This is a genomic window from Psychromonas sp. Urea-02u-13 (assembly GCF_002835995.1).
Classification (GTDB): domain Bacteria; phylum Pseudomonadota; class Gammaproteobacteria; order Enterobacterales; family Psychromonadaceae; genus Psychromonas.
In genome coordinates this window covers 1-4,811 of the sequence record NZ_PJBZ01000144.1, presented here as the reverse complement: position 1 = coordinate 4,811, position 4,811 = coordinate 1, and the positions used below count along the sequence as shown (strand labels likewise).

At 38.9% G+C, this 4,811-nt stretch carries 6 protein-coding genes; all 6 read right to left on the bottom strand.

The annotated features are described in order from the left end of the window. On the bottom strand, positions 1 to 262 hold a 262-nt coding region (locus CXF74_RS22280; protein ID WP_198552943.1), incomplete at its 3' end, for an RHS repeat protein. 894 nt (positions 263 to 1,156) lie between these two features. Continuing rightward, positions 1,157 to 1,525 carry a hypothetical protein gene (locus CXF74_RS20575; protein WP_101084410.1) on the bottom strand — a complete coding sequence of 123 codons (369 nt, stop codon included), beginning with the start codon at positions 1,523 to 1,525 and terminating at the stop codon, positions 1,157 to 1,159. 7 nt (positions 1,526 to 1,532) lie between these two features. Beyond that, positions 1,533 to 2,861 (bottom strand): RHS repeat domain-containing protein, encoded by a 1,329-nt coding sequence (locus CXF74_RS20570; RefSeq protein WP_101084408.1) that lies wholly within the window; start codon positions 2,859 to 2,861, stop codon positions 1,533 to 1,535. Positions 2,862 to 3,052: 191 nt separating this feature from the next. Next, positions 3,053 to 3,430, bottom strand: coding sequence for a hypothetical protein (locus CXF74_RS20565; protein WP_101084406.1), 378 nt, complete (start codon positions 3,428 to 3,430; stop codon positions 3,053 to 3,055). A 421-nt stretch (positions 3,431 to 3,851) separates the two neighbouring features. Then, positions 3,852 to 4,121, bottom strand: coding sequence for an immunity protein Tsi6 family protein (locus tag CXF74_RS20560; protein WP_101084404.1), 270 nt, complete (start codon positions 4,119 to 4,121; stop codon positions 3,852 to 3,854). A 5-nt stretch (positions 4,122 to 4,126) separates the two neighbouring features. Then, the coding region (locus tag CXF74_RS22075; RefSeq protein ID WP_232772605.1) for a polymorphic toxin type 46 domain-containing protein at positions 4,127 to 4,811 on the bottom strand (685 nt) is incomplete at its 5' end.

Here is a 4,811-nt window from a genome sequence, read left to right as displayed (position 1 = left end):
TACCAAGCGGATCAGTGATACGACTGACTAGACCTAGCTCGTTATACTGGTAATGATGACTTTCACCGAGTGGATTGCTTTGCTGGCTCAGTTGTCCAAGCTCATTATAACTGCGTTGCCAACGATTACCGAGTGGGTCGATACTTGCCGTAATGTTTCCTAGGCTATCGCGCTCAAGTTGATGTTGTGCACCGCTACTGTCAATAAACGTGCGTAACTGATCATTTGAATAGTCATAGACATAACGCAGTGTAGCTTGCATTGGATTAGTTTCACTGACCAAGTTTCCACGGTCATCATAACTATAACGGGTAATACCTCCCTCTTGGTCTTGATGGTAAACCGGTAAACCGCGATCATTAAACTGATAAGTTTCAGTACCACCACGGGTATCGGTGATAGCAACACGATTGTTCGCCTTATCCCAATTAAAGTGATATTCATAGGTCGGTTGACCATTAATATGATCGCCCCAGTTACTGAAGATAAAGATAGGACGATCAAATATTAAAAATCATAACCAACTTATATAATGACGCTCATCAAAAAGCCCCAAGCAATAAATATTACTTGGGGCTTCAATGGAAACTACTGAAAGTGAGTCAAAGAGGTTGGGATGTCCCCTCATATTTTTTTCATATTTTTTTACAACCCTAAACGGTAATTTGCATTGATGATTTAAAACGGTTTGTCTTACTTGGCACTTCATCGGGACTTCTGCCATCAAGGCATAGTAGGTGCAAAGGCTTGTAAGACTTCTTCTGGAATTCAGGAGGGCGCGACTCCCCCTAAAGAGTCATTAAGACGCCGGATATATGTCAAGAAACCGTTATCTCAACAGTGAAAAAAGCAGTTCAGGAAAGGTGATCTATCGAATAAAACGATAAAGAGCAAAAACAGGTTTAACCAGAAAATCTAGCCCTTACTGTTTAAGTGGCGACGATTATTTTGCACGATATCGATTATTAAAAAGCAAAAAAAACAGTGTAACCTTGATTCATAAGGAGTGACCATATATGTCCCCGATTAGTTTCCCTTTAATCTTTTACCGATTTATCTCGGCGCACGGGATGCCCCCCTTAATGCAGTGCCATTCAGACCTGACCCGATTTGTGACCCATTTAATGCATTAATTATTTTTTACCTATACTCAAACCTAGCGCCACTTAGTTAAAGGCTCACCAACGGCTTGGTTTTCTAAATCTATAGTATGTTGCCAAAATCTTTCACCGTTAAGTTCAGGATCATGAGCCATAATAATATTAACACCGAGATCATTATATTTGGTATTAGCTAAGCAATAAAATTTATAGTTTTCATTTTCTGCATTAGAAAATTCATACTTTATTTCTCCGTCTATACCTATGATATAAATCAAACCAATATTACTCGAAGCAACTATTATATTTCTCTCATTAGAATATTTAGCATCTGCGAATCCCGGTAGTCGAACTGAAATTTTATTTTCTAAAAAAATCCAGCTTAACGTTGTCATTTTTTTCCCTACGTATATTTTAATTTTCATATCATTCTTATTTTTGTGATAACTTAGTATTTTTCAATACTTTCAAATATGGATCAGCTATTTTTCCATTCTCAGGAGTTGGAACTGCATTTTGAAAATCTTTATAACCCATTTTTATTTGTGTTCCCCCACCAGGAAGGTACTTAAACGAGCCATCTGGCAATTCATCTATTTGAGGGCCAACAGGACCATACTCAACTTCATATGGTTTCAATACCTCATATTGTACTTTTCTATCTAAAGTACCTTTCCACTCTTCTTTAATAGCAAGTTGGTTACGACCATAAATAGCATTTTCAATGTTGTCCATAGTTCCAAAAGACCCAGGGTAATTTCCTCTTCCTGTATCCGTAATCATATTAAACTTTTCTCCCGGTTGGATAACTCGTGTTTTAGGAGTATAACCAACAGGCCAAGGAGATTCTTTATCCCTAACACCTTCATATGCTTTAACTAGCGCCTCATCAGAAGTAAACTGACCTTGATGGTCTAATTCAAATTCGTTAAAAACTCCTTGCTGGTTTTCTGGAATCCTACCTCTTGATGAGATGTTTTTTTCCTTACAACTCAACCCAAACGGATCCACCCACCCCACCGGATTCGGCACATACTGATAGTTATTACTACCGCCCAACAACCCAATCGGATCTTGGTTTACAAAGCGCCCACAGCAGGGATCGTAATAGCGGAAGCGATTATAATGCATGCCCGTTTCGCTATCATGATATTGCCCCTGAAAACGGATATTATTTTCAACATCATTGACCAGCGCAACGGCTAAATTACCATAGGCTTTAAAACTGGCAGCCCAGACAACCTCACCATTGGCGTTGGTGATTTCTTGTGGCGTACCCAGATGGTCTAAATGGTAATGATATAAAACCTCATCTTGCACAAATGCTAAGGGTTTGAAGGTATTAGGCTCGAACAAATAGACTTTAGTTTGTAATGAGGTTTGCGCGACGCTATTTCTAGTCTGCGTCGTTTCACTGAGCAGGACATCCTCAAACCATAAAAAGTCGGTACGCTCGTGTTGACTTTGTTTGCTGATACGACGCCCTAGTGCATCGTATTGATAAACCGTGTTTGCGCCGTTGTTATTCACAGCCACTAGCTGATTAAGGCTGTTATAACGATAGGCGGTTTTTAGTTTTTGCCCTTTGCCACGCACTTGTGCAATACGGTTACCTTTAGCATCGTATTGATAGTGCGTATCGCCTTGAAACTTAAGACGATTACCCTGTACTTGGTTAGCGTGTTTAGGTGTACTTGCGGTAGATGTTGGTGCTTTTTTACTGCTATCCATGGCTAAAATATTACCCGCCGGATCGTGCACAAAGCTTTCAGGGTTAGGCCCTTCAACTTGCGTTAAGCGATTAACCGCATCGTAATGATATTGCGTGGTACCATAAAGATCGGGGACACCCGTAAACCAAAATAACTTAACGTATTGATTTTATTTGATTCAAGTTATGGGTGTCCACGATTGGCTTCCCGGTTAGCTTTTTTTTATATCTTTCCTTTAAATCAAAAGGGTAACTCACCTTTTCTAACCTTACCCATTAAAGTACGCAACACTCTATCTATGATTTTATTCTTTTCAGCTTGAACTGGTGATTTAGGGTAAACCATGCTCTTCATATAGCGATTAAACTCATCATAAGCCCCTTCCCAAAGCTCACTTACCAAAGCCCAACCATAAATTGATTTTGCTATATACTCCTTATTAGTTTCGCAGTCACTTTTGGCAATTGATATAAATTGCCCCATGCCTTTTTGAAACTGAAATGCAATCTGAAAATCGCTCCCTTTGAATACCTCTACCCACGAGTCATTGCCAACATAATCAAGTACAGACTCTAATTTACTTTTTGAAAAAAATAATGGGTATTTTTTTTCTAACATATAATCTCCTAGCGATTATCCCTTATGTACCCATTCATTCCCCTGCTTCACATAGCCAAGTTCTTTAAAATGGTCACAAAAAAGGTAGGACACACGCAGATTAACAAACATAAACAACTGATTTTATAACACTCATTAAAAAAGCCCCAAGCAAAATTATTACTTGAGGCTTCAATGAAAACGGTCAAAAGTTGATGGGTGTCCCCGATCGTTTCTCCGATCGTTTCTAAAGTGAGTCAAAAAGATTAGGATGTCCCCGGTTGACTACTAGCCAAAAAGGTTGGGATGTCCCCTCTTATTTTCTTATTACGCTCATCAAAAAGCCCCAAGCAATAAAAAATCACTTGGGGCTTAGCGTAGACACTGGAAAGTTTATTGGTATCACCTATTAAATACTTAGAGAGCCAAACTAATAAATTAATTAAAGCTGCATATCAAGCTTAAAAGCGATATTTTGACATTTTTTCAAGATACTAGAAAATTCAGGGTCACTCTCTTCAAATTCTCGAACAGCAAAATGACCAACATTTATTTTATCAAGCATACTGCTGTCTGCTTCCGAACCATCAACCACTGATAATAAGTAATTCAGTTGCTTCAAAATACTTTGATAAATATCATAATCAGGAATATCACTTAATCTTTTCGTTGTTAAAGAAATTCCGTGTTGAACAGTTTCAATTGAAGTCATAGTTGTTAATCACCTTTAATGAAGTTTGATTTTTCAGCGGTAAAATACTGTGTTCCACCACCTTCAGTTGGGTATGATTCCCCTTTTACTGACCAGAAATCATCGACCGATTTTGCTTTACTCCTAAGAGCGGGAGTATTTCCTTGAGCGGTGTACAAACCTTTTGTTTTAGGCTCTACCTTATTCAAGGCTCTATTTGTACCTAACGGACTAATTCCAAGTTCAGTCGGTTTTATCGCAGCATTATCTGCGTAATAATTTCCTTGAGGAGCACCAGGAGATTGGAATTGATAAAAATGTTGGCCTTTTTCAATAGTCACAACCTCTACCGGTTTATCAAAATCAATACCCGTTAAATGAGAGGGTATATCATCCTCAGGGAAGCCCTGTGACTTATAAAAGTCAAAAGCTACAGCTTTCCTTTGCTTAACCGGATCTGCAATTGCCTTTCTCTGCCTAGCAGGATCTTCCTTAGCAGCAGTCAACCCCATAGGATCCACCCACCCCACCGGATTCGGCACATACTGATAATTATTACTGCCGCCCAACAACCCAATCGGATCTTGGTTTACAAATCGCCCACAACTCGGGTCGTAATAACGGAAACGATTATAATGCAATTCTGTTTCGCTATCATAATATTGTCCCTGAAAACGCAGGTTATTTTCAACATCATTTTTTATCGCCAGC

Excerpts from the sequence above, each read along its gene's own strand:
- CXF74_RS20575 (WP_101084410.1), bottom strand. The coding sequence starts at position 1,525 with ATGAAAATTAAAATATACGTAGGGAAAAAAATGACAACGTTAAGCTGG.
- CXF74_RS20565 (WP_101084406.1), bottom strand. The coding sequence starts at position 3,430 with ATGTTAGAAAAAAAATACCCATTATTTTTTTCAAAAAGTAAATTAGAG.
- CXF74_RS20560 (WP_101084404.1), bottom strand. The coding sequence starts at position 4,121 with ATGACTTCAATTGAAACTGTTCAACACGGAATTTCTTTAACAACGAAA.